Raw genomic sequence first — 19,584 nt, forward strand, 5'->3', positions numbered from 1 at the left:
ATAGTAATTGTTATTCATGCCCTGCAACAAATTTGTAAGATGACAGTTAACGCGCCGCCTTTACCCGGATGCCGAGTAGAATCACGTCCTGAATGCAATTGCTGAGGTGCGGCACGGTGGATTTACAGCAGGGTTTTGTCCTGACCCGGCATTGGCGCGACACTCCGGCGGGGACGCAGGTCAGTTTCTGGCTGGCGACCGACCAGGGGCCTCGGTGCATTCGCCTACCCGTGCAAACCTCAGTGATGTTTATCCCTGAGCTTCATCGCAAGCCGCTGGGCTGGCTGCTCAAGGACGAGCGCGATATCGAGTTGCGCGCCTTGCAGTTGTGCGATTTCCATCACCGACCGGTCCTGGGCCTATACGCCCGGCAGCACCGGCAGCTGATGGACATCGAAAAACGTCTGCGCAGCGCCGGGGTCGATGTCTATGAAGGCGACGTGCGGCCGCCCGAGCGCTACATGATGGAGCGCTTTATCACCGCGCCAGTGTGGTTCGGCGGCACTGCGGATGCGAGCGGCACCCTGCTCGACGCGCAGATGAAGCCCGCCCCCGACTACCGACCGCCATTGAAGCTGGTGTCCCTGGACATCGAAACCACCGCCCAGGGCGATCTCTATTCCATCGCCCTCGAAGGCTGCGGCGAGCGCCAGGTGTACATGCTCGGCCCCCCCAACAAGCGCGACGCGGTGGATTTCAAGCTTGAGTATTGCGACACCCGCGCCCAGTTGCTCGAGCGCCTCAACCACTGGCTGGCCACCCACGATCCGGATGCGATTATCGGCTGGAACGTGGTGCAATTCGACCTGCGCGTACTGCACGAACATGCTCAGCGCCTGAACGTGCCACTCCTGCTCGGGCGCGGCGGCGAAGCCATGACCTGGCGCGAACATGGCAGCCGCAATCACTACTTCGCGGCGGCGGCGGGACGCTTGATCATCGACGGCATCGAAGCCCTGCGCTCGGCCACCTGGAGCTTCGAGTCGTTCAGCCTGGAGAACGTCGCGCAAACCCTGCTGGGCGAAGGCAAGGACATCTCCACGCCTTACCAGCGCATGGATGAAATCAACCGCATGTTCGCCGAGGACAAGCCTGCCCTGGCGCGCTACAACCTCAAGGACTGCGAGTTGGTCACGCGGATTTTCGAGAAGACTGACCTGCTCAAGTTCCTGCTCGAACGCGCCAGCGTCACCGGCCTGCCTGCCGACCGCAATGGCGGCTCCGTCGCGGCGTTTACCCATCTCTACATGCCGTTGATGCACCGCCAGGGCTTCGTCGCGCCGAACCTGGGCGACCAGCCGCCCCAGGCCAGCCCCGGCGGCTTTGTCATGGATTCACGTCCGGGCCTCTATGAGTCGGTGCTGGTGCTGGACTACAAAAGCCTCTACCCGTCCATCATTCGCAGTTTTCTGATCGACCCGGTGGGCTTGATCGAAGGCCTCAAGCATCCCGACGACAGCGACTCGGTGGAAGGCTTTCGCGGCGCGCGGTTCTCCCGCACCCGACATTGCCTGCCGTCCATTGTCACGCGGGTTTCCGAGGGGCGCGAAGTGGCCAAGCGCGAACACAATGCGCCGTTGTCCCAGGCCCTGAAGATCATCATGAACGCCTTCTACGGGGTGCTCGGTTCCAGCGGCTGCCGGTTCTTCGATACGCGGCTGGCGTCGTCGATCACGATGCGCGGGCACCAGATCATGCGCCAGACCCGTGAACTGGTCGAAGCCCAGGGTTATGAAGTGATCTACGGCGACACCGACTCCACGTTCGTCTGGCTCGGCAGCGCCCATTCCAATGAGGACGCCAGCCGTATCGGCCAGGCGCTGGTGCAGCAGGTCAACGACTGGTGGCGCAGCCATCTGCGCACCGAGTACGGCCTGCAAAGCGCCCTTGAACTGCAATACGAAACCCATTTCAGCCGCTTCCTGATGCCGACTATTCGTGGCGCGGAGGAGGGCAGCAAGAAGCGCTACGCCGGCCTGGTGGTGCGTGGCGATGGCAGCGAAGAGATGGTCTACAAGGGGCTGGAAACCGTGCGCAGTGACTGGTCGCCCCTGGCCCGGCAATTCCAGCAGGAGCTCTACCGGCGCATCTTCCATCGCCAGCCTCATCAGGATTATGTCCGCGATTACGTGCGTCGCACCTTGAGCGGCGAATTCGACGACCTGCTGATCTACCGCAAGCGCCTGCGCCGCGCGTTGCATGACTACGAACGCAACGTCCCGCCCCATGTGCGCGCGGCACGCCTGGCCGATGAATACAACGACCGTCTCGGGCGCCCGCGCCAGTACCAGCGCGGCGGCTGGATCAGCTATGTGATCAGCGTCAACGGCCCGGAGCCGCTGGAGGTGCGGCAAGCGCCGATCGACTACGATCATTATGTGACCCGGCAATTGCAGCCTGTAGCGGATGCGATTCTGCCGTTCGTGAACGATGATTTTGGCACTTTGGTGGGCGGTCAGATGGGCCTGTTCTAGGCGAACGGCCGTATAACCCCCGTCACTCAGGAGCAAACGCCCATGTACATACTCTATGGCACCGACGAGTCCGGTTCCTGCATGATCGAAATCGCCCTGCAACGCTGTGCTGCGCCGTGGCGTCGCGTGGAGGCCAGTTCCTGGCAGGACGGCGAGGGCAGCGAAGCCCTTGCGCGCATCAATCCCTTGAAACAGATTCCTACCCTGGTCACTCCTGATGGCCAGGTGCTGACCGAAAGCGCCGCTATCCTGATCCACCTGGGCCTTGAGTATCCCCAGGCCGAGCTGCTGGCCGGCAACCGCGCGCAGATTCTGCGCGGCCTGCTGTATATCGCCGCCAATTGCTATTCGGCCATCGGCATCATCGACTACCCGCAACGCTGGCTGGGCGACGCGGATGAAGCCCTGCAAGCGCAACTGACCACCGGCACACGGCGCTATCTGCATCAGGCCTGGGTGGTGTTCGCCGATCAATTTGCCGACCAGTTGTTTACCCCCGGCAATGTCCCAAACGCACTGGGCATCATGGCGGCGGCGGTGTCGCGCTGGGATGAGGCGCGGGAAGCGTTGCACAATCTGGCGCCAGGCTTTGCCCACACCCTGGAGCGGGTGGATGCCGACCCGGTTGTTGCACCCGTGTTCGCCCGGCATTGGCCGGATTGGCAGGTCTCGTAATCAGAGGAAACAATGACCTCACCGCCCCGCAACCCCCTGCGTAGCGTGCGCCCTGACTTACGCTTCTCAACGTGGCGTAGGAATCATCCTTGAATTTGACTGTCGCAGACATGAAACTCAAGAACCCTGCATGGAATTCAAAGGAGGTGCGCATGCTCATCCGGTCGCTGACCCTGGCTACCTTGATGGCTTTTACGGGGCCGCTGTTGGCTGCCGATGATAATCCGCTCAAGCTGGAGCTGGGCAAAACCCGCCCGCTGGTCGTGGTGGAACTCGATGCCGGTAACCCGACCTTGGCCACGCTCAAGAAACAACTGCAAGAGCCTGCCACCAAGCAGTCCTTCGAAGAGCGCAGCATGGTGCTCTACACCGTAAAGTTCGGCAGCATCGGCGCCGAGGGCGAGAAGTTCGCCAAGGACCCCAAGGACAGCAAAAAGCTCACCCCGCCTGAAACCAATGCGCTGATCCGCGCGCTCAAACTCGGAGTCGGCAGCGGCACCAAGGTGATCCTGGTGGGCAAGGACGGTGACAAGAAACTCGAGAAGAACGTGCCGCCGGATACGCTCGATCTGAAAGAGTTCTTCAGCACCATCGACCAGATGCCGATGGCTGAAAAAGAAGCGGCTGCCGCACCGGAACCTGCACCGGTCGAACCCGCTCCTGCGAAGGGCGCAAAACCGGCCAAGCCGGGTAGCAAGCCCGCGCCGCAACAACTCGACGACTGAGCATACCGATCAAAATGTGGGAGGGGGATATGCGTTAATACCCCCATCACATCAGCGATGCAGCCTGCTCAAGGTTTAGCCGCTTTACGCAGCGGAAACGGGAAGTAGAAAAACCGCAGAAATGCCACCCGCTTGATCACTTCGCCGATCAGCAATGGCACCACCACCGCCACCACAAAGCCCACACACGCCGCCATGAGCGGATGCAGGCCCAGGCGCGCCATGAGGTCGAAAGTCTTGTGCTGGATCTCGCCGTGGAAGATCAACAGGATCAAGGTGGATTGGCCGATATAGGTCATCACCCGGGTCAGCAGGGTCGACACCATTAACACCCGCGCCAGCGCCCAGCACAGGTACACGCCGATCACCGCCAGCAGGCTGGTCCACAACCAATGGTCGTAACGACGCTGCGCCAGGTCCATGGTGTCGTGGCTATAGAGGAACACCGCTGCGAACAGCGCCACCGAAATCAGTAGCGTTAGCAGCGAGCCTTCATGCCGGCGCAGCCAATCGCGCAGCAGGTAGCCGCAGATGAAGTAGGTGCTGCTGATCAGCGTCACGTCGAGGCTGAAGGGCAGGCCGGGCAGGGTCCAGGTCTGCTCGCTGACGCTGACCGGCAATTGCCAGAACCACGGCAGCATCCAGATGCCGAGCAACAGTTGCGCGCCGACCAGCAGACAAGCCGCCAGCAATGGCAGTTTGAGGCGCTGGATCAGGCGCAGCATCAACCAACTGAGCAGGATGGCCACCCAGAAGTGCGGCAAAAACCACAACGCCTGCCATGGGATGGTGTCCACGGATGCATACAGCACGCCGCCGATATCCGGCAGCAACGGTTGCCCGCGCAGCACATCGCGTACGATCACATACGCCAGCATGGTGAAAAAGAACGGCTTTAGCAGGCCATCGGCCTTGCGCACCGCCATTTCCACGAACGGCTGCTCGGGCTTGAAAAATACCCCGGACAAAAAGAAGAACAACGGCAGCACGAACGACGCCAGGATCGCGTACTGCAACTCCGGCGAGTTGGCGGCAAACCAACTGTGGCCATAGACGATAATCAGGATACCGACGCCTTTGGCGATATCCATTTGAACCCAACGATGTTTCATTCCAGTCGTCCCGAACGATCATTCACGCCTTGCGCCACGGCTTCAGCCACAGCCCCATCCCCAGCAACACCACGGCGCCCGCCAGGGTGCTCAAACCCAGTTGCAGCCACACGTCGTCGATTCCAAATAACACCAGGGCCGCCAGCCCTACCAGCACGGCGCTGAGCAGCCATTGGCGCACCCAGGGCAGGGCGTTGAGCAACGCCTGGCGTTGCATCAGCAGCAGCGCGGTACAGACCACGCCCGCCAGCGCCGCCAGCGGAATACCAGCCAAACCAAACACAAACGGCAGCACGCCCAGCAGCAGCACGTTGACCAGGCTGCCGAGCAGTTCGCAGCGCAGCGGCTGACGGGTATCGCCGGCGGCGTAGGCGTAACGCGCGAGCAGGGCGTTCCATGCACCGAACACCAGGGGCACGGCAAACCATGCCAGCAACGGCGGCAGCGGCGAGCCCGCCGCCTGGTTGGGCAGCAGCAGCGCCACCAGGCTCGGTGCCGCCGCCACCAGGCCGACGCCTGCCGGCAGGGTCAGCACGCTGGCGGTTTCCAGGCCGCGCTTGAGCAGGGCCAGGCGTTCATCGCCCTGGCGTCGGCTCATCATCCCAAGCAGGACTTGATTGAGGCTCATCAGCGCAATCAGCGGCAGGTTCATCAGCTTGCGTGCCAGGTTGACCCAGGTCACCGCGCCTTCCCCCAACAGCGACGCCACCAGGCGCTCGATCAACGCCAGGCCCTGACTGGCACCATTACTCAGCAACAGCGGGCCGATGCGCTGGCCCAGTTCGCGCAAGGGGGCGAGCGACAGTTGCATGCGCCAGGGTCGCCAGCCCTGGCGCCAAAGCGACGGCAGCAGCGCCAGTGGCATCAATGCGCTGCCGACCAGGCACGCCAGCGCCAGGCTGTGCGGCTGGCTGGCGGTGCCTGCCACTGCGAGGTACGTCACCGGCGGCAGGTTGAACAGCAGCGAACCCAACCCCGCCAGCACGAAGCGCTCGCTGGCCTGCAATGGAACACTGAACAGCGCATGCAGCATCAAGCCCGGTACACACCACGCCACAATCTGCAGATTGCTCGCGGCCAGCGCCGTGGCGCCGGCCGCCAGTCCAGGGCCGAGCGCCTGCACCAGCCAGGGCGCCAACAGCATCAGCAACAGGCTGGTGATCAGTGCGATCAGCATCAACGCTGGGAACAGCACCGCCAGCCAGTCCAGGCGTTCGCCGTCTTTGCGCTGTAGATACAACGGCAATGCGGCGGCACTCAATACGCCACCGGCCAGCGACATGCGCAGCGCCTCGGGCAGGAACAGCGCGATCAGAAACGCATCACTGCGCTCGCCCGCGCCCCAGGCCGCCACCAGCAACCACTCGCGCGCAAATCCCAGGCACAGGCCCAGCAGGGTCGCCACGGTCAGCCAGGCGGCGGAGCCGAGCATCAGGACCGCGCGCCGTCAAGCACTGGCTTGCTGAACGCCACCGTCTTGACCTGGGGCAGGCGCGCCGGAAACAGGCGGCGCGCCTCCAGCACGTTAATCCCCACCATCAGCCAGAACAGCGCCACCATCACTACGGCAAAACTGAAATAGTGGTCAAACAGACCGCTGACCAGCGCCGACAGAATCCCGGCCATGCTGCCCAGCCACAATGCGTTGTCCTTGGTCAGCCGGATCGGGCCTTTTTCCGGCCGGGCCTCACGCCACCAGCGCACGGTGACCGCGATGAACAACAGCATGCCGACCACGCCGGTCTTGTAGATGAAGTTCAGCCACAAGTTGGAGATCCCCAGCAACTGCGTGCCCGGCACCGGCGGGTCAACCTTGAAACCGATGCCGAACGGGTAAGCCGCCACGGCCTGCCCAAACATGCTGTATTCGTCGAACCGCACCTCGGTGCTGGCGTTGCTCGACGAGAAAATCGTCGCCAGGCGTTCCTGCAACGGCGGATAAGCCATGACCAGCGCCACAGTCAGCGCAGCGCCGATCATCAGTAAACGTCCGGTGTACGGCACGCGCCGAGTGGCCAGCCATATCAGCACCAGCGCCAGGCTGACCATCGCCCCCCGGCTGCTGGCCAACAGCAACGCCGCCGCCCCCAGGCACGCCACGCCCAGGCCCAGCGCGCGTTTCCAACCCTGTTCGGTCATGCCGTAGCAGAAGGCCAGGGGCAGCAGCAGCGCCATGATTCCGCCGATGGCATTCGGGTGCATCCACGGCGAGCCCATGCGCGAGGACATGGCTTCCAGGCCGAATTTCAGCATGTCGAAGTTGCCGTAATTGAGCAGTGCCAGGATCGGCGCAATCCCTGCCCCGGAACGCGTGCGCACGAACACCGCGATCGACATTACCAGCATCGCCAGGGTGCCCAGCAGCAAGGCAATCACCAGGCTTTCGCGGCGCTTGTAGTCCACCAGCAACTTGGCCGTAAGAAACACTCCGGACAAGTTCAACAACCAGCGCAGCCAGTTGGCCACGCCGCTGGTTTCGGCGTGGATGCTGACTTGGCCGACGATAAACGGGAACACGCTGAACAGCATCAGCCACAACAGCATCTGGTCGGTGGGGCGGCTTGCCAGGCGCGGCGCGTCCGGCAGGCGTGACAGAAAACTGTGCCACAGCACTGCACCCCAGGTCAGCGCAAGAATGGCTTCGCACACCGTACTGCGGATGCCCAGGTTGAGCGTGGAGTAGGGCATGAAGGTCGCGACCAGGGCGAACAGCAATAAGCCCCAGAAGGGAAAGCGCAGGATGGTCACGGCCGCCGCCAGGCCTATCACGGCGAGAAACGCCTTGGCTGGCGACAGCGCCAGGGCGGCCACACCAAACAGTACGCCGAATAGGATCGCGACGAGGCTTGCCAGAGGGAGTCTCATTTCAGTTCCTCGATCAGTTCGGCCAGGCGCCGGCGATAGGCGTGTTGATTGAAACGTGCGGCCCATTGGCGATGGTCTTCGGGTGTGCCTTCATCGCCGCGTTCACCCAGGCTCAGCATCAGCTGGACCAGGGCGGGCCCATCGGTGGGTGAAAAGCGCGGCGCGGACGGCGGGGTGATTTCGTCCAGCGAGGTGCCGCTGGCCACGGCCACGGGGGTGCCGACGCTCAACGCTTCAATCACCGGCAAACCGAAACCCTCGGCGTAGGACGGTTGCCACACGCGTGACGCCTGGCGGTACAGCCCGTGCAACTCGGCGTCGGACACGCCACTCAACGCATGAATGCCCGCCAGCGTGCGCTGGGCTTCGGGCAAATGCTCCAGGCTGCCCACCAGCACCAGTTCCGGCACGTTGACGGACAAGCGCCGCGCCTGCTGCCAGGCCTCCACCAGGAACGGCACGTTCTTGCGCAATTCACGGGTGCCGACCAGCAGCCAGAACCCCTTGGGCAATTGACGCGCCGACAGGTCCGCCGCCGGCTCGTTGAAACCGTCCACCTGATTGGGCAGCATGCGAATCTTGCCTGCCGCCTGGGGGAACAGCCGCGCGGTTTCGTCGGCGCTGTATTGGGAGGGCGTCCACACCCGGTCGGCGCTGCGTACCGCGTAGGCTATCGACAGGCGATCGGTGGTCTTGTACACCAGTGCCTTCAGGCGGCTGGCGTGATAGTTGTCCAGAGTGATCTGGAACAGGTCGTGCAGCAGCACCACGGTACGCAAACCCTTGGATTTGGGCGGTAACGGCAGGCCCATATTGAACGTGCTGATGTACAAGTCGATGTGCTGTTCGCGCAGGGCGCGGGGTAAAAAACCGGCTTCGAAGCGCAGGCGATTCTGCGGCTGGTGCATCGCCGTTTTCGCGCAGCCCCAGTCCGGGCAGTGGGCCCGCATACGCATTTCATCGCCCAAAGGCGCCACGGTAAACCGCTCCAGTTCCAGGCCCGGCAAGCTGCGCAGGGCGTTTTCCAGCGCATACACCTGGCGGCTGATGCCCGATTGCGGTGAGGTGCCGACGGTGCGGTAATCCAGGCCTACACGCATGCGGGCTCCTTTTGATTGAGCGGCGCAAGGGTCGCGTATACCTGCTCCAGTTGGCTGGCGGCCACGCTCCAGTCATGGGCCCGCCGCACATAGGCGCGACCGGCTTCACCCATGGGTGCGGCGGCTTCGGGCGACTGCAGCAGGCGTACCACAGCGTCCGCCAGGCCGGCGGCGGTTTGCCCGCCGAGGTAATCCAGGCCGTCCACCAGGTCCAGCCCCGACACGCCCTGTTCGGTGCTGGCCAGGGGCAGGCCGGCGGCCAGCGCTTCGAGCACCTTGAGCTTTGAACCACCGCCATGGCGCAACGGCGCAAGAAACACCGAACAGCTCGATTGCAGGCTCAACAGGTCCGGCACAAAGCCTTGCCATTCGATGCGCGGGTCCTGCCAGCGTTCGCGCCAACTGGCGGGCATGCCGAAGCCGCACACGCTCATGCGCGCGTCGGGGCAGCGCTCCCAGACGTTGGGCAGGATTTCATCCAGGGCCCATTCGATGGCATCCACATTCGGCGCGTATTCATAGTTGCCCAGAAACAGCACGCGGCGGGTCGACGGGTCAGGGCGGGCAGCGGCGAAGTGATCGCAGTCCACGCCATTGACCACCACCGGCACCGGTTTGCCGGCGATTGTTTCCAGCACCTGCGCATCGCTGTCGGTGACCGCCACCACCTGGGTGGCCTGGCGCATCACGCGACGCTCCCAGCGCGTGTAGCGCCATTGGTCATAGCGAATGAATGGCAGCGCCCAACGCGGCAAGCGGTCGTACGTGGCCGCGCCGAGCGCCGACTCAACGTTGTGTTCGGTCAGCACAAAGGGTTGGGATTTACGTACCAGGGCCTCTTCGTAAGGTTGGAAGGTGTAGGTGTGCTCGACCTGCACCACGTCCCAATGTTCGTTGAGCAGTTGGTTGAACCGGTCCTGCAGCGCTCCCGACAGGCCGTTGACGCTGGCCAGCAACGGGTAAGGCGCAAACAGCCCGGCCACCAGGGTTTTCACGCTGCGCAGCGGGCGGCGCGGCAGGATGATCAATTGCTCAAGAAACGCCTCCAGCACTTGGCGATCGGTCAGCGACACCGGGTGCTTGTCGTGCAGCAGCAAGGTGATCCGGTGCCCACGCGCTGCCAGGCTGCGCAACAGGTGGAACTGGCGCGTCTTGCCGCCGCTGGTGGCGGGCCAGGGCGAGTAGGGCAGGATCCATAAAATGCGCATGGCGGGCTTCAATCCCATAACAGAATTTGCAGGTTCGACTTGACCGGGACAGTCAGCCCGTTGGGGCCGCTCACCGGTGTCTGCGTGCCGCGCAACGGGTCGTACAGGGTCGCGCTGGCGAGGCCCGGCAGGTGCGCGTTACCGCCACTGGCCGACCAGAAAAACCACAGCTTGCGCCCGTCGGCGCGGCTCCAGCCGATGCTGAACAGGCCGTCGGGCAATTGGTCGGCGGTGGGCGGGTCGCCGGGGGTCAGTTGCGGGCCACTGACGTCGAGGAAGTTTTTCAGCGCGGTGTAGACCGGCTTGGGCTTGGCGTCGATATCCAGCAAGCCGTAGGCACGGTCGCGTACGCTGGCGCGCTGGTCCAGGTCGCTCAGGGTAAACAGGAAAATCTTGTCGAAATCCAGCGCGCTCATCAGCGCCAGGCGGCGTATCACGTAATCGGCCTGGCCCTGTTGGGTGATGATGTCCTGGGCTTCCTTGGGCCCGAGGTAGTTCGACCAGCCCCACTCGGTGCTCCACAGGGTTTTCACGCCGCTGTTGCGCAGCTTCTGGTTGAGGGCGGTGGTCTTGGCCACGAAGTCGAGGTTGGCCGGGTCGTTGCCTTCGGGCAGTTGCGTGTAAGGGTGGTAGGACATGACCGCGCCCAGGCTCGGCACGCCGAGGGCATCGAGCGCATCGAGCATGGTCTGACCGTTGGGCATTTCGCTGAAAAACGCCATGCCGGCGGCCACCACCGGTTTGTTCGGGGCGACGGCGCGCAATGCGGCGGCGGTGGTGCTCAGCAGCCTGGCATAACCGGCCGGGTCCGCCTCGGGGCGCCAGAAACCCAGCAAATTCGGCTCGTTCCACACCTGCCAGGCGTCGACGCTGGGGTAGCGCTGGGCCAACAGCGCCATGCGCAGCGCAAACACATTCGGGTCTCGCGGCGGATACTGGTCCTGATACGGCGCACCCACCGGCGCGGTGGTGATAAACGGCGCCGAGCCGACCAGGTAAAACACCGACTTGAGCTGGTTGTCTTTAAGCTTGGTCACCAACTGGTCCAGGGTCGCCACCTGGTATTGGTCGGCGACGGGCTCCAGCTGGTCCCAATGCAGGTCCAGACGCACCCATTCCAGGCCCAGGTCCTTGAGGCGGTCGATCTGCAACTGGTAACGCTCGGGGCTGAACCACAGAAACTGCGCGTTGACGCCGAGGAAGTCCTTCCACACCACTACCTTGTTGCCTTTGAGCACATGGTTCTCGGCGTCGGCCTGGCGCCCCCAGATAAAGGCGGTCAGGCCCAGGACGGCGACCAGCGCCAGGGTGGCGAAGTAGGTACGTTTACGCGCCATACGGGGCTCCTGCAATTGCTTGTTCGAAGAGCTGCTTGAAGTGCTGCGCCGTCAGCGGCCACAGACGCTCGCGGCCGATTGCCCCGGCGCGTTCGGCCCATTCTTGGGCCAGGCTCGGCGTACGCGCCAGGCGCAACAACTGTTCGCCCAGCGCAGCCACATCGCCTTCGGGATAGATCGCGCCGTTACCGCTGGCAACTTCCTCGGCAAACGCCCGCGCATCGGAGGTAATTGCTCCGCGCCCGCACGCGGCGGCCCAGGACAGCGCGCCACTGGTGCCGCGCTGACGACCGAGCAGGCCGAGTTTTTTCGATTCGCGGTACGGCAGCACCATCACATGGTGGGCCTGGATCGTTTGAGCTATCTCGTCAGCCGGCAGGTTCAGCCGCCAATCGATGGCGCCTGCCAGGCCGAGGTCGGCGATCTGGCGGTTCAACTGCTCCAGGTAATTGCCGCCCGCGCCAAACGCCATTTCGGCGGCAGTGCCACCGGCCAGGGTCAGGCGCACACGGTCACGCAATTGGGGGGCTTGCTCGAAGACGGCGGCCAGGGCCTGCAACAGGTCTTCAATGCCTTTGCCACGGTAGATAAAACCGAAATACAGCAGGTGCAGCGTATCCAGCGGCGGCAAGGCCACGGCTGGAATCGCCAGGTTGGCGTGATGGATGACCGCCACCTTACCGGCCGGCAGTTGCATCCTCTGGCTGAGGCAATCGGCGCCCAGGCGGGTCAGGGTAATCAACCGCGTCAGGCCCCGCGCGACCTGACGTTCTTCACGCAGGGTCAGCGGGTCTGCCAACACCACTGCCGCCTGCGGCAACGGGCTGGGCAGGCGCTCCAGCAGGTTGAGCGGGAAGGGCAAGTGCTCGCGTCGCCACACAATACGTTCGGGGTCATGCACGGTGGCCGTCAGCGGCAGGTCCGGGTAGCCCTTGTGCAACTCGCGCAGAGCCAGGAACTCCCCCAGGCGCCCGCCGCCCAGCTCGGCGTGGACCAGGTCCACGCTGCGCCAGTCGAACGCGGCAACAGCCTGCCTGATCGCCGCGCTCGAGCCTTCCACGCCGCTCAACGGTGTCAGCACCGTCACGCCCAACTGCTCCAGTGCCGTCTTGAAATGGTTCGCGTAGTCGGCGATCCCGTTCTTTTCCGGCGGCAAAGGCGCGAGCAGGGCGATGCGCATCAGAACGCCCCCCGGTATTTGGCGATGGTGCGCAGCACTTTGGCCGGCACTTCGAATTTGCGCCGGTTGATGATGATGCCGTCGACTTTGCCGAACGCCGTGTTGAGGATCGACAGCGCGTGCTCGACCACCGGCACCGTGCTTTTCTGGGCTTCCACTACCAGCGCGATCAGGTCGGCGCGGCGCAGGTTGACGAAGGCATCGCGGTTGTCCAGCAGCGCCGAGGCGTCCAGCAGCACCACTTCGCCTGGTGCCGCCGGATCAGCCCCGCCGACGCGCACGGTGATACCGTTTTCCTGGAGCAATTGGCGCAGTTGCTCCACCACGAAGGTCACCCCTTCACCGTGGCGCGCCGAGGTCAGCCCGAGGGTCAGGCCGCGTTCGGCCACGCGGTCCAACTGCAGCAGGCCGTACAACCGGTAGATGCTCGCATTGAACGCGTTGGTGCCTTGCGCGGTGCTGGTGTCCAGCTCCGGCAGCGTGGTCCACAGCGGCAGGCCGAACTTGCGTTCCACCAGGCCGCCATCGTGGATGCGTTGATCGAGCAGGTAGCACAGGTAGACCACCAGCAGGCCGACGACGATGGCGAACGGGATTGCCAAAAACAGCATCAGCAGGGTTTTCGGGAAAATGCGGCCTGGGTTCAGGGTGGCTTCCTCGATCACTGCAATGTTGCTGATCTGGCTGTTATCCAGCTCACGGTCGATGCGCGATTTTTCCAGGTTGTCCACGTACAACGCGTAGTTGCGCTCGGTGGTATTCAGCTCACGGGACAGGCGCGCCAGCTCCGGTTCAATCTCCAGGGCCTCCTTGCGTTGCGCTTCGAGGTTGACCAGTTGCTGCTGCTGTTGCACCAGTTGGGTGCGCAACGCCAGGTTGTTGCTGGACTCATCGAGCAGCACGCGCTGCAGGTGGATTTCGAGTGTGTTCGGCGCGCGGTTTTCCGAGCTTTGCACGGTGTTGCTTTCATTCGAGACCTGGACCTGCATCGCTCGAATCGACGCGTCCAGGGCTTTGACCGGTGGCGCGTTATCGGTGTAGGTGCGCATCATGTCGGCTTTTTCCAGCAGCTTCTGGTTGAGCAGACGGCGCAAGTCCTGCTGCTGCGGGTTCAGCGCAATCTGGCGGACCGTGGTGACTTCCTTGGGCTGGGTCTTGAGCTGGGTGCGCGTGCTTGCAATGGCGCTGTCGGACGAGGCGATCAAGCGACTGGTGTTGAACGTCTCGCCCCGCAGTACGTTGATGCGTTCGGATAAATCTTCCAGGCGATCGGTGATGCTCGCCGCGCCGATCCGGTTCAGGTGGGTGAGGATCTGCTGCTTGTAGCTCTTGATTTCGGTCGCGCTGTTGGCTGCCTGACCTTCATAGAAGGCATACAGGCTCTTGCGTCCCAGGGCCTCGGTGCGTTCGTTGATGTAGGTCTCGACCCAACTCTTGACCACCGCCTGGGCGATTTGCGGGTCGCCCCATTTGAAGCTGATGTCCATCACCGTGGAGCCTGCCGCGTGGCTGACTTCGAAGTTCTTTTCCAGGCTCGCGGCGAGGCGCTCCACCGGTGTGGTCTTTTCGACGACGCCCACGGTTTCCAGCACCACCCGTACGCCGTCGAACACTGCGCCGATACCGTTTTTGACATAGAACTTGGTGCGCTTCCAGACGCCTTCCGGCGGCGGCATTTTGTCGATGACTTCCAGGTAATGCTCGGCCACCGCGCGGACGATCGGGCGCCCGGTGAGCAGGCGTTCTTCATCGACAATCGGGTCGCGCTGGGTGCTGGGCATGACCAGCGCCTGGCGGTTGCTGATTTCGATCGGCAGCGTCGAGTCACGCCCCGGCTTGACCAGCAGGCGCGCAGTGGATTCGTACTTGGCCGGCAGCAGGAAAGCCCCCAGCAAAATGATCACCAGCGCCGCGATGGCCGCCAGCCTGAACTCTTTGCGAAAGATGAAGAACAGGCGCAGAAGATCGCGAAAAGAACGGATCTCGATCATGGGATGTCGCTCCTTTAGTTACTGCCGCCGCTGGTTCGGGTGTAGTTGTAGCCAACCCCGATCGACTTGGTGAATGGGATCAACTGGTTCAGGTAGGTATCCACGCCCTGGATGCGCTCGCCCACGTTGGATTTGGGCACGAACACCACGTCACCGCGTTGCAGGGGCACTTGTTTGCGCCCGTTGGGACCGGTCTTGAGGTATTGGCTGAAGTCCAGGAAGTAGGCGCGATAGACGCCCTGGGTATCTTCGCGCAGCAGCGCGACCATGCTCGCATTGCCCGCCGGGTTCACCCCGCCGGCGCCGACAATGGCTTGCTCCAGGGTGTTGGCCGAGGCGATTGCCACCGTGGTCGGGTTGTTCACCGCGCCGCCAACAATGATCGAATTGGCCGGCGCCTGGTTGATGTTCACCGTCACCCGCGGCTCGCGATACACCGGTGCGAGCTTGTTGCTCAGCTCGTCCGCCACTTCCGTCGGCGTGCGCCGGGCGACCTGGATCGGGCCCAGGAACGGGTAGTTGATCTTGCCGTCGCTTTGCACCGTGTACAGCGTCAGCTCGTAGATCGTGCTGACGTTGAACGCCGACAGCGTCGGCATTTCCCCGGCGTCGCGCACGATGCGCAACTGATCGCCGACGCGGATGCGTTCCACCGCCGGCGGCAGCTGGGCCAGTTGGTCGAGGGCGCGCTTGCCTTCCTCGACGGTCTTGTCATCAGGCGCGACGATGCGCGCGGGTGTATTGCAGGCGGCCAAGGCCATCATGGCCAGGACGAGCACGGTTCGTTTCATCAAATAGGATTTCCTGTAGGTCATGATGCTCACCTCCAATAACCGGGGAACATGCTGATGCGCCGCTTGAGGGCCAGAGGTAGCCGGCGTTCCTGATGACCCAGCCGATAGCCGAGCAACTTGAACGCGCTGCGCACCAGTACTTCAGGTACGCGGTGCCAGGCACCGGCTGCGCGCAATGCCGCGAGTTCAGCCAGTACATAGCGTTTACCTTCACCGCCGGCATCGCCAAAGGCCTGGCGTATCCACGGTTCGCGACCGTAGAACACGCCGATGTCGAAGTAGCGGTGAAACTCGTCCATGAGCCGGTAATCGTGGGAGTGGTACACCTGCGCGGAGGCGGCGTAGCGCACGGTGTAGCCTTCGATCAGCATGCGTGCCGCGACGTAGGCGTCCTCGCTGCCGATGACATCGGCGGGGAAGCCGCCTACGGCGTGCAGGGCGCTGCGCCGGTAGACGGAAAACGAATCGGAGCTGAAACAGGTCTTGATCCCCAGTTCCGGCGCATCGGCCAGGCGCTTGCTGCGGCTTTGGGCCGGGTAATTGAAGTGTCGCGACTGCGCCCCCAGCACTCCGGCATCCGGGTGTGGCAACTGGCGCCCGTAGGCCACGCCGTTGAGCGGGTCCTGCTGCAATTCCGCGAGCAGGTTGGCGAAGGTCTCGGGGGCGGCGGGAATGGCGTCCTGGGTCATCACGATCAGGGCGTCGCCGCTCACCTGTTCACTGGCCCAGCGTCGGGTGCCGCCGTGGTTGAAGTCGCGGGCGTCGATCACCTCGACCCGCGCGCCGTAGTCGCGAAAGCGCGCTACGGTGTCATCGCTGGAGGCGCTGTCGACCACCAGCATCTCGTCCGGCTGCAGGGTCTGCATCTTCAGCGCGGGCAGCAGCCGCGCCAGGTGGCTGGATGCGTTACGCGTCGGGATGATCAAAGAGGTGCGCATGTCACTTCTTCACTTCGGCAGGCGCACGCCCGTAGATGTCATCAAAGCGCACGATGTCGTCTTCGCCCAGGTATTCGCCGCTCTGCACCTCGATCATCACCAGGTCGATGATGCCCGGGTTGGTCAGGCGGTGTTTGTGCCCCGCCGGTATATAAGTGGACTCGTTGGCGTTGATCAGGAATTCACGTTCGCCATTGGTGATCTGCGCCGCGCCGCTGACCACCACCCAGTGCTCGCTGCGGTGGTGGTGCATTTGCAGCGACAGCGACGCCTGGGGTTTGACCACGATGCGCTTGATCTTGAAGCGGCTGCTTTCCTCCAGCACGGTGTAGGTGCCCCACGGCCGGGTAACGGTGCGGTGCAGGCTGAAGGCCGGATGGTTCTGGCGCTTGAGTTCGGCCACGATGTAGCGCACGTCCTGGCTGCGATTGGCGTCGGCGATCAGCAGGGCGTCGGGGGTGTCGACGATGATCAGATCATGCACGCCGACAGCACCGAGTACGCGCTTGGGCGAGTCGATGTAGCAGTTGTGCACGTCATGCAGGATCGCTTCGCCATTGACCTGGTTGCCCTGGGCATCGCTTGGCGTGAGTTGGCGCAGGGCTTCCCAGGAACCGATATCGCTCCAGCCGATGTTGCATGGCACCACGGCCACTTGCCCGGACTTCTCCATCAGCGCCACGTCAATGGAGATGTCCGGCGCGCTGGCGAAGGCGTCACTGTCCAGTTCGCGCTGGCGCGAGGTTTTGTTCTGCAGGTGCTGGCTGTGTTCGAGGGCGGCACGCGCAGCAATCAGAACGTCGGGGGCATGGGTGTTCAGTTCATCCACCAGGGTGCTGGCCTTGAAGCAGAACATGCCGGCATTCCACAGGTGTTTGCCGCCGTCGAGGTAGGCTTGGGCGGTGGCCAGGTCGGGCTTTTCGACAAAGCGTTTGACCCGGTTGCCCTGGCTCAGCGCTTCGCCTTTTTCGATATAGCCGAAACCGGTTTCCGGGTGGTCGGGCTGAATGCCGAAGGTCACCAGGTAGCCGGCTTCGGCCAGGTCACGGGCCTGGGCCACTGCTTCGGCGAAGGCGCTTTCATCGAGCACCAGATGGTCGGCGGGCATCACCAGCAGTTGCGCGTCGCCGCCGAAATGTTCCTGCACGTGCAGCGCCGCCACGGCGATGGCCGCTGCGGTGTTGCGCCCGAACGGTTCGAGCAGCAGGTCTAGCGGCAGGTGGGCCTTGTTGACGCTGCGGTAGTCGTCCAGGGTGCGAAACAGCAGGTCGCGGTTGGTCACCGTCAGCACGCTTTCCACACCGGGCAGGCGTGCGGCGCGCTGGAAGGTTTTCTGCAGCAGGCTCTGGCCGTCGCGCATGCGCATGAACGGCTTGGGCATGTTCTGCCGGGACACCGGCCACAAGCGTGTGCCCGAACCACCGGAAATAATGCAGGGAATCAATCCGTTGAGGGTATTCATCAATAGACTTCCTTGGTGGAAAGGACGGCCGGGACCGTCATGAAAACGATGTACAAGTCAAACCACACCGACCATTTGGAGATGTACTCCAGGTCGTACTCGACGCGTTTCTGGATTTTGAACAGGGTATCGGTTTCGCCCCGGTAGCCGTTGATTTGCGCCCAACCGGTGATGCCTGGCTTGACCCGGTGCCGTGAGCTGTATTCGCTCACCGCCAGTTCAAAAGGAATGCCCGCCGCCTTGGTTGCAGTGGCGTGGGGGCGTGGGCCGACCATGGACATGTTGCCCAGCAGTACGTTGAACAACTGCGGCAGCTCGTCGATGCTGGTTTTGCGGATGATGCGGCCGACGCGTGTGATACGCGGGTCTTGGCGAGTGGTCTGGCGTTCGGCGGTTAAGTCGCTTTGGTCAGTGAACATCGAACGGAACTTGAACACGCGGATTTCATTGTCGTTGTAGCCATAGCGGTTCTGGCGAAACAGCACCGGGCCCTTGGAGTCGAGCTTGATCGCGATGGCTGTCAACAGCATCACCGGCGACAGCACCACCAGGGCAATGCTGGCCAGCAACAAGTCTTCGCAGCGCTTGATAAAGGGCGCCCAGCCGCGCAGCGGCAGCTGCGAGGTGTTGAACATCAGGATACCGCCCACGTCGGTAATGCGGCTGTGGCCGTAGCGCAGGGCGGCCATGTCCGGCACCAGCATGACGTTCACCGACATCTGCCGCAGGCGATTGACCAGCCCGAGGATACGCTGCTCGGCAGACCACGGCAGGCAGATCATCACTTGGTTGACCTGCTCGGCGCGGATCAGTTTTTCCAGGTCACGGGTATTGCCCAGCAGCGGCAGGTTGCTCAGCTCCTTGGGGATGCGTTCAGTGCGGTCGTCGATAAAACCGATCAGGCCGGAGCGGATATCGCCATTGCGTTGCAGGTGGTCGGCGATATGCACGGCGGTGTCGGTGAAGCCCAGAAGCACCGTGCGTTGCAGGTATTTGCCGCGGCGCATCAGACTGCGGTACAGGCGCAGCATCATCATGCGTTCCAGGCAGAACAGCCCGAGGCTTGCGAAGTACCAAGCCACAAGATTGCGCGGGTTCAGTTGCGGGAACACCTGCAGGATCTGGTACATGAACAGCAGGATGCAGAACGCCGACGACCAGGCCACGATTTTGGCGCGCAAGCGCAGGCGGTTGCTGAACAGTTCTTCGGAATAGATGCCCAGGGCCTGGAACAAAATAATCGTCAGGAACGCGAAAAACAGCAACAGGCCCAGAAAGCGCGAGCGCATCTCGAGTTCCATCGGGTCGATGAAAAACGCCAGCACCAGCGGCGGCAAAATGGCAGTCAGGCCATGGATCAACTTGACAAAAATGACAAAAAATTCAACGAAACCTGCACGAGTCAAAAACAAACTGACAACTGATGACTTCTCTCGCATACAAACATCCCTCATTGCATACCAGGTTCGCTTTGCGGCTGTTCAACTGAGCAGGCGGAGCGCTACATCTGGTTAAAACGCGACCATCATCCAAGTGGAACCATCCAAATGAAGGTGGTTTTGCGGGAAAAAGGTAAAAAGAGATTCCTTATGCGAATTAGCCAACAGATTGACTGCTTGCTGCTGGATGCGGCATTGCTGTGAGGTAGATCAGAATTTTGCATGTCATATGCTTGACGTTCCTTGTACTGGCACTTGGCATTGGGAGGTGATTTTGAGTGTAG

Annotated in this window: 15 protein-coding genes; 3 read left to right on the forward strand and 12 right to left on the reverse strand. The window is 62.9% G+C overall.

What is annotated here, in order from left to right; all coding sequences use genetic code 11:
- Window positions 1–116: 116 nt before the first annotated feature.
- The 3 genes from MRY17_RS08995 to MRY17_RS09005 all read left to right on the forward strand — a co-directional run bounded on the left by MRY17_RS08995 (window position 117) and on the right by MRY17_RS09005 (window position 3,874).
- Window positions 117–2,474, forward strand: a complete 2,358-nt coding sequence (locus MRY17_RS08995) for a DNA polymerase II (protein WP_181282585.1) — start codon at window positions 117–119, stop codon at window positions 2,472–2,474.
- A gap of 42 nt (window positions 2,475–2,516) precedes the next feature.
- Window positions 2,517–3,149, forward strand: a complete 633-nt coding sequence (locus MRY17_RS09000) for a glutathione S-transferase family protein (RefSeq protein WP_243353602.1) — start codon at window positions 2,517–2,519, stop codon at window positions 3,147–3,149.
- Between the two features lie 152 nt (window positions 3,150–3,301).
- Window positions 3,302–3,874 carry a DUF4174 domain-containing protein gene (locus MRY17_RS09005; protein ID WP_181282587.1) on the forward strand — a complete coding sequence of 191 codons (573 nt, stop codon included), beginning with the start codon at window positions 3,302–3,304 and terminating at the stop codon, window positions 3,872–3,874.
- A gap of 68 nt (window positions 3,875–3,942) precedes the next feature.
- Here MRY17_RS09005 and MRY17_RS09010 read toward each other — a convergent pair whose 3' ends face one another.
- From MRY17_RS09010 to MRY17_RS09065, 12 genes are read right to left on the reverse strand one after another with little or no spacing between them, the layout of a single operon-like run.
- Window positions 3,943–4,986 (reverse strand): acyltransferase family protein, encoded by a 1,044-nt coding sequence (locus MRY17_RS09010; RefSeq protein WP_191953616.1) that lies wholly within the window; start codon window positions 4,984–4,986, stop codon window positions 3,943–3,945.
- Window positions 4,987–5,008: 22 nt separating this feature from the next.
- A complete protein-coding gene (locus MRY17_RS09015) occupies window positions 5,009–6,418 on the reverse strand; it encodes a lipid II flippase MurJ (protein ID WP_181282589.1) in 1,410 nt (469 codons plus the stop codon).
- Window positions 6,418–7,851, reverse strand: coding sequence for an O-antigen ligase family protein (locus MRY17_RS09020; RefSeq protein ID WP_243353603.1), 1,434 nt, complete (start codon window positions 7,849–7,851; stop codon window positions 6,418–6,420). The genes MRY17_RS09015 and MRY17_RS09020 overlap by 1 nt, the downstream gene beginning before the upstream one ends.
- Window positions 7,848–8,951: a glycosyltransferase family 4 protein gene (locus tag MRY17_RS09025; protein ID WP_191953614.1), complete on the reverse strand. Its 1,104-nt coding sequence runs from the start codon at window positions 8,949–8,951 to the stop codon at window positions 7,848–7,850. Before MRY17_RS09025 ends, MRY17_RS09020 begins: the two co-directional genes overlap by 4 nt.
- Window positions 8,942–10,159, reverse strand: a complete 1,218-nt coding sequence (locus MRY17_RS09030) for a glycosyltransferase family 4 protein (protein WP_243353604.1) — start codon at window positions 10,157–10,159, stop codon at window positions 8,942–8,944. Before MRY17_RS09030 ends, MRY17_RS09025 begins: the two co-directional genes overlap by 10 nt.
- Window positions 10,160–10,167: 8 nt before the next feature.
- On the reverse strand, window positions 10,168–11,496 hold the full coding sequence (locus MRY17_RS09035) for a cellulase family glycosylhydrolase (RefSeq protein WP_191953612.1): 1,329 nt from the start codon (window positions 11,494–11,496) through the stop codon (window positions 10,168–10,170).
- Window positions 11,486–12,676: a glycosyltransferase gene (locus MRY17_RS09040; protein ID WP_191953611.1), complete on the reverse strand. Its 1,191-nt coding sequence runs from the start codon at window positions 12,674–12,676 to the stop codon at window positions 11,486–11,488. The genes MRY17_RS09035 and MRY17_RS09040 overlap by 11 nt, the downstream gene beginning before the upstream one ends.
- Window positions 12,676–14,667: a GumC family protein gene (locus tag MRY17_RS09045; protein ID WP_181282595.1), complete on the reverse strand. Its 1,992-nt coding sequence runs from the start codon at window positions 14,665–14,667 to the stop codon at window positions 12,676–12,678. Before MRY17_RS09045 ends, MRY17_RS09040 begins: the two co-directional genes overlap by 1 nt.
- 14 nt (window positions 14,668–14,681) lie before the next feature.
- Window positions 14,682–15,458, reverse strand: a complete 777-nt coding sequence (locus MRY17_RS09050) for a polysaccharide biosynthesis/export family protein (RefSeq protein ID WP_065952310.1) — start codon at window positions 15,456–15,458, stop codon at window positions 14,682–14,684.
- A gap of 29 nt (window positions 15,459–15,487) precedes the next feature.
- Window positions 15,488–16,399 carry a glycosyltransferase family 2 protein gene (locus MRY17_RS09055; RefSeq protein ID WP_181282596.1) on the reverse strand — a complete coding sequence of 304 codons (912 nt, stop codon included), beginning with the start codon at window positions 16,397–16,399 and terminating at the stop codon, window positions 15,488–15,490.
- A 1-nt stretch (window position 16,400) separates the two neighbouring features.
- Window positions 16,401–17,861 (reverse strand): mannose-1-phosphate guanylyltransferase/mannose-6-phosphate isomerase, encoded by a 1,461-nt coding sequence (locus tag MRY17_RS09060; protein WP_181282597.1) that lies wholly within the window; start codon window positions 17,859–17,861, stop codon window positions 16,401–16,403.
- Complete coding sequence (locus tag MRY17_RS09065) at window positions 17,861–19,300, reverse strand: undecaprenyl-phosphate glucose phosphotransferase (protein ID WP_124423067.1); 1,440 nt, start codon at window positions 19,298–19,300, stop codon at window positions 17,861–17,863. The genes MRY17_RS09060 and MRY17_RS09065 overlap by 1 nt, the downstream gene beginning before the upstream one ends.
- Window positions 19,301–19,584 lie beyond the last annotated feature (284 nt).

Source organism: Pseudomonas orientalis (assembly GCF_022807995.1).
Lineage (GTDB): Bacteria > Pseudomonadota > Gammaproteobacteria > Pseudomonadales > Pseudomonadaceae > Aquipseudomonas > Aquipseudomonas orientalis_B.

Bases quoted from the DNA above. Each gene is read 5' to 3' on its own strand.
- MRY17_RS09000 (WP_243353602.1), top strand. From the start codon at position 2,517: ATGTACATACTCTATGGCACCGACGAGTCCGGTTCCTGCATGATCGAA.
- MRY17_RS09005 (WP_181282587.1), top strand. From the start codon at position 3,302: ATGCTCATCCGGTCGCTGACCCTGGCTACCTTGATGGCTTTTACGGGG.
- MRY17_RS09010 (WP_191953616.1), bottom strand. From the start codon at position 4,986: ATGAAACATCGTTGGGTTCAAATGGATATCGCCAAAGGCGTCGGTATC.
- MRY17_RS09015 (WP_181282589.1), bottom strand. From the start codon at position 6,418: ATGCTCGGCTCCGCCGCCTGGCTGACCGTGGCGACCCTGCTGGGCCTG.
- MRY17_RS09020 (WP_243353603.1), bottom strand. From the start codon at position 7,851: ATGAGACTCCCTCTGGCAAGCCTCGTCGCGATCCTATTCGGCGTACTG.
- MRY17_RS09025 (WP_191953614.1), bottom strand. From the start codon at position 8,951: ATGCGTGTAGGCCTGGATTACCGCACCGTCGGCACCTCACCGCAATCG.
- MRY17_RS09030 (WP_243353604.1), bottom strand. From the start codon at position 10,159: ATGCGCATTTTATGGATCCTGCCCTACTCGCCCTGGCCCGCCACCAGC.
- MRY17_RS09035 (WP_191953612.1), bottom strand. From the start codon at position 11,496: ATGGCGCGTAAACGTACCTACTTCGCCACCCTGGCGCTGGTCGCCGTC.
- MRY17_RS09040 (WP_191953611.1), bottom strand. From the start codon at position 12,676: ATGCGCATCGCCCTGCTCGCGCCTTTGCCGCCGGAAAAGAACGGGATC.
- MRY17_RS09045 (WP_181282595.1), bottom strand. From the start codon at position 14,667: ATGATCGAGATCCGTTCTTTTCGCGATCTTCTGCGCCTGTTCTTCATC.
- MRY17_RS09050 (WP_065952310.1), bottom strand. From the start codon at position 15,458: ATGAAACGAACCGTGCTCGTCCTGGCCATGATGGCCTTGGCCGCCTGC.
- MRY17_RS09055 (WP_181282596.1), bottom strand. From the start codon at position 16,399: ATGCGCACCTCTTTGATCATCCCGACGCGTAACGCATCCAGCCACCTG.
- MRY17_RS09060 (WP_181282597.1), bottom strand. From the start codon at position 17,861: ATGAATACCCTCAACGGATTGATTCCCTGCATTATTTCCGGTGGTTCG.
- MRY17_RS09065 (WP_124423067.1), bottom strand. From the start codon at position 19,300: ATGCGAGAGAAGTCATCAGTTGTCAGTTTGTTTTTGACTCGTGCAGGT.